Below are 4500 nucleotides of genomic sequence, written 5' to 3' on the forward strand. Positions count from 1 at the left end.
GGGGGGGGCGGGGGCGCGCGCCCGCGCCCCCGCCCGGGGGGGGGGGGCGGCGGGGGCGGGCCCGCCCGGCCGCGGCCCGCGCGCGCCCCCCCGCCCGGGGCCGCCGGCGGCCCCGCCGCCGGACGCCGCCGGTTTCCCTGGGCACTCGATGTCACCAGCCAGGCCGTGGAGAGGTAGGGTCATAAGCGGTCGGGGACATCCCATACAACTCGCCGGCGTCGAAACCCGGCGTACCAACGAGGAGATCGGTTCGTGACGATCCGCGTAGGCATCAACGGCTTTGGCCGCATCGGTCGTAACTACTTCCGCGCGCTGCTGGAGCAGGGTGCAGACATCGAGATCGTGGCTGTCAACGACCTGGGTGACACCGCGACCACCGCGCATCTGCTGAAGTACGACACCATCCTGGGCCGGCTCAAGGCCGAGGTGACCCACACCGCCGACACGATCACCGTCGACGGTCACACCATCAAGGTGCTCTCCGAGCGCAACCCGGCCGACATCCCCTGGGGTGAGCTGGGCGTCGACATCGTCATCGAGTCGACCGGCATCTTCACCAAGAAGGCCGACGCCGAGAAGCACATCGCGGGTGGCGCCAAGAAGGTCCTCATCTCGGCTCCGGCCTCCGACGAGGACATCACGATCGTGCTCGGTGTCAACGAGGACAAGTACGACGCGGCCAACCACCACATCATCTCCAACGCCTCCTGCACCACCAACTGTGTGGCGCCGATGGCCAAGGTCCTGCTGGAGAACTTCGGCGTCGTCTCGGGTCTGATGACCACGGTCCACGCCTACACCAGCGACCAGCGTCTCCAGGACTTCCCGCACAAGGACCTGCGCCGGGCCCGTGCCGCCGCCGAGAACATCATTCCGGCGAGCACCGGCGCGGCCAAGGCGCTCGGGCTGGTCATCCCGGAGCTGGCCGGCAAGCTCAACGGCATGGCGATGCGGGTCCCCGTCCCGACGGGGTCCGTCACCGACCTGGTCGTCGAGACGGAGCGCGTGGTGACCAAGGAAGAGGTCAACGCCGCGTTCCAGAAGGCTTCCCAGGGCGAGCTGAAGGGCTACCTGGACTACACCGAGGACCCGATCGTCTCCTCGGACATCGTCAACTGGCCGGCCTCCTGCACGTTCGATTCCTCCCTGACCATGGTCCAGGGCAAGAGCGTGAAGATCATCGGCTGGTACGACAACGAGTGGGGCTACTCCAACCGTCTGGTCGACCTGACCGTCTTCGTCGGCGGCCGGCTCTGATCCCAGGGCCCGTGAGTTCGGCGCCGGCAGGCGCAGGCACCTCGATATGAGTGACAGGGCTCGGTCGGCGCACAGGAAGCGCTGTTCGAGCCCTGTTGGTCTGTCTGTCCAGAGATCCCAAGGAGCCCAGCAGCAGTGAAGACGATCGACGAACTCCTCGCAGCGGGGGTCGCCGGCCGGCGCGTATTCGTCCGTGCCGACCTGAACGTGCCGCTCGACGGCACCACCATCACCGACGACGGCCGCATCCGCGCCGTACAGCCCACGGTCGCCCGGCTCGCCGAGGCCGGCGCCCGGGTCGTCGTCGCCTCGCACCTGGGCCGCCCCAAGGGCGCCCCGGACCCCGCCTTCTCGCTCGCCCCCGCCGCCGCGCGCCTCGGCGAGCTTCTCGGCACCGACGTGGCCTTCGCGACCGACACGGTCGGCGACTCGGCCCGGTCGACCGTGGACGCGCTCACCGACGGCCGGGTCGCCGTTCTGGAGAACCTCCGCTTCAACCCGGGCGAGACCGCGAAGGACGACGCCGAGCGCGGCGCCTTCGCCGACCAGCTCGCCTCGCTCGCCGACCTGTACGTGGGCGACGGCTTCGGCGCCGTGCACCGCAAGCACGCCTCCGTCTACGACCTCCCGGCCCGGCTGCCGCACGCCGCGGGCGGGCTCATCGCCACCGAGGTCGGCGTCCTGAAGCGGCTCACCGACGACGTGGAGCGGCCGTACGCCGTCGTCCTCGGCGGCGCCAAGGTCTCCGACAAGCTCGGCGTCATCGACCACCTGCTGGAGAAGGCCGACCGCATCCTCATCGGCGGCGGCATGGTCTACACCTTCCTGAAGGCGCAGGGCCACGAGATCGGCACCTCGCTGCTCCAGGAGGACCAGATCCCGGCCGTCCAGGGCTACCTCAAGCGGGCCGAGGAGCGCGGCGTGGAGTTCGTGCTCCCCGTCGACATCCTGGTCGCCCCGGAGTTCCCGGACCTGAAGACCAAGGCGCCCGCGCACCCCGCCACGGTGGCCGCGGACGCCATGCCGGCCGGACAGATGGGCCTGGACATCGGCCCCGAGACCGGCCGTCTCTACGCCTCGAAGCTCGCCGACGCGCGGACCGTCTTCTGGAACGGTCCCATGGGCGTCTTCGAGCACCCCGACTACGCCGAGGGCACCAAGGCCGTCGCCCAGGCGCTCGTCGACTCCCCGGGCTTCTCCGTCGTCGGTGGTGGCGACTCCGCCGCCGCCGTGCGGATCCTGGGCTTCGACGAGAAGGCATTCGGCCACATCTCGACCGGTGGCGGCGCCAGCCTCGAATACCTCGAGGGCAAGACGCTTCCCGGCCTCGCCGCACTGGAGGACTGAACACTTCATGACCGCTTCGACTGAGAAGACCGGCCGTACCCCGCTGATGGCGGGCAACTGGAAGATGAACCTCAACCACCTTGAGGCCATCGCCCACGTCCAGAAGCTCGCCTTCGCGCTGAGCGACAAGGACTACGACGCCGTCGAGGTCGCCGTCCTGGCGCCCTTCACCGACCTGCGCTCCGTGCAGACGCTGGTCGACGGCGACAAGCTCAAGATCAAGTACGGCGCCCAGGACATCTCGGCGCACGACTCCGGTGCGTACACCGGCGAGATCTCGGGCCCCATGCTGGCCAAGCTCAAGTGCTCCTACGTGGCCGTGGGCCACTCCGAGCGCCGGCAGTACCACGCCGAGAGCGACGAGGTCTGCAACGCCAAGGTGAAGGCCGCGTACAAGCACGGTCTGACCCCGATCCTCTGCGTCGGCGAGGGCCTGGACATCCGCAAGGCCGGTGACCAGGTCTCCTACACGCTCGCGCAGCTCGACGGCGGCCTCGACGGCGTCCCGGCCGAGCAGGCCGAGTCCGTGGTGATCGCGTACGAGCCGGTGTGGGCCATCGGTACGGGCGAGGTCGCCACCCCCGAGGACGCGCAGGAGGTCTGCGGGGCGATCCGCGCCCGGCTGGCCGAGCTGTACTCGCAGGAGCTGGCCGACGGGGTCCGGATCCAGTACGGCGGCTCGGTGAAGTCCGGGAATGTCGCCGCGATCATGGCGCAGCCCGATGTGGACGGCGCTCTGGTGGGCGGCGCGGCGCTGGACGCCGACGAGTTCGTCAAGATCGTCAGGTTCCGCGACCAGTAAGTATGCGGCGGCGCGGATCCGTCGTACCCTGGCGGGGGTCGAGAGGGCATTTCCGGTGCGGTATTGCGGAAGATGTCACCCGGCCCCCGCCGTTCTTTATGCTTTATGCGTTCTGCCGATAATCAGTCCTGTTGATCCTGTCAGTTCGATCCGGTTGATCCGGTCGATCAGATCGATCGCGTCAGGTCGATCAGTCCGAGGAAGTTGGTCCAGCCGTGGTTATGGGGTTCTCGATCGCCCTCATCGTCTTCAGCCTGCTGCTGATGCTGCTGGTGCTGATGCACAAGGGAAAGGGCGGCGGACTCTCCGACATGTTCGGTGGCGGAATGCAGTCCTCCGTCGGCGGCTCCTCGGTCGCCGAGCGCAACCTCGACCGCATCACCGTCGTGGTCGGGCTGCTCTGGTTCGCGTGCATCGTCGTGCTCGGTCTCGTCCTCAAGCTGGACAGCTAGAGGCTGCGCCGGGTACGGCTGCGGTACGGCGCCGAGGGCGCGGCCTATCATGGGTCGCGCGACCGGCTCCAGGAGGGTAACTCCCTTCACTGGACGCGCGTTGGGCCTTACGTAGACTGGGGCGCCCGGCAGCGGAGCTGCCTACCGATGCTTTGCGGCACCATCACGCAGGGAGTTACGACCGTGGCAAGTGGCAACGCGATCCGGGGAAGCCGGGTCGGAGCGGGGCCGATGGGTGAGGCCGAGCGCGGCGAGTCCGCGCCCCGCCTGCGCATCTCCTTCTGGTGCTCGAACGGGCACGAGACGGTGCCGAGCTTCGCCAGTGACGCACAGGTTCCGGAGACGTGGGACTGCCCGCGCTGCGGATTCCCGGCCGGTCAGGACCGGGACAATCCGCCGGACCCGCCGCGTACCGAGCCGTACAAGACCCATCTCGCTTATGTGCGGGAGCGGCGCAGCGACGCGGACGGCGAGGCGATTCTCGCCGAAGCCCTCGCCAAACTGCGCGGCGAACTCTAGAACCGCGGGTACCCCTTCCGGTACCGCGCCTTTCCGGGGGGGGCGCGGGGCGCGGGGGGGGCCGGCCCGGTGTTGACCCCCCCCCCCCCCACCCCCCCCCCCGCGCCACCCCCCCCCGCCCGC

5 protein-coding genes are annotated in these 4500 nt (G+C 69.6%); all 5 read left to right on the forward strand.

The window, feature by feature from the left end:
- Positions 1-252 precede the first annotated feature (252 nt).
- Positions 253-1257 (forward strand): type I glyceraldehyde-3-phosphate dehydrogenase, encoded by a 1005-nt coding sequence (gap, locus tag ACFXPK_RS31100; RefSeq protein ID WP_384927094.1) that lies wholly within the window; start codon positions 253-255, stop codon positions 1255-1257.
- Between the two features lie 135 nt (positions 1258-1392).
- On the forward strand, positions 1393-2604 hold the full coding sequence (locus ACFXPK_RS31105; RefSeq protein ID WP_385005394.1) for a phosphoglycerate kinase: 1212 nt from the start codon (positions 1393-1395) through the stop codon (positions 2602-2604).
- A 7-nt stretch (positions 2605-2611) separates the two neighbouring features.
- Positions 2612-3406: a triose-phosphate isomerase gene (gene tpiA / locus ACFXPK_RS31110; protein ID WP_385080477.1), complete on the forward strand. Its 795-nt coding sequence runs from the start codon at positions 2612-2614 to the stop codon at positions 3404-3406.
- Between the two features lie 221 nt (positions 3407-3627).
- Entirely contained in the window at positions 3628-3858 is a 231-nt protein-coding gene (gene secG, locus ACFXPK_RS31115) for a preprotein translocase subunit SecG (RefSeq protein WP_030353663.1), read from the forward strand.
- Between the two features lie 183 nt (positions 3859-4041).
- Entirely contained in the window at positions 4042-4377 is a 336-nt protein-coding gene (locus tag ACFXPK_RS31120; protein WP_078854845.1) for an RNA polymerase-binding protein RbpA, read from the forward strand.
- The last annotated feature ends 123 nt before the right edge of the window (positions 4378-4500 follow it).

Origin of the sequence: Streptomyces sp. NPDC059142 (assembly GCF_042755665.1) — a bacterium.
GTDB lineage: Bacteria > Actinomycetota > Actinomycetes > Streptomycetales > Streptomycetaceae > Streptomyces.

Excerpts from the sequence above, each read along its gene's own strand:
- tpiA (WP_385080477.1), top strand. The coding sequence starts at position 2,612 with ATGACCGCTTCGACTGAGAAGACCGGCCGTACCCCGCTGATGGCGGGC.
- secG (WP_030353663.1), top strand. The coding sequence starts at position 3,628 with ATGGGGTTCTCGATCGCCCTCATCGTCTTCAGCCTGCTGCTGATGCTG.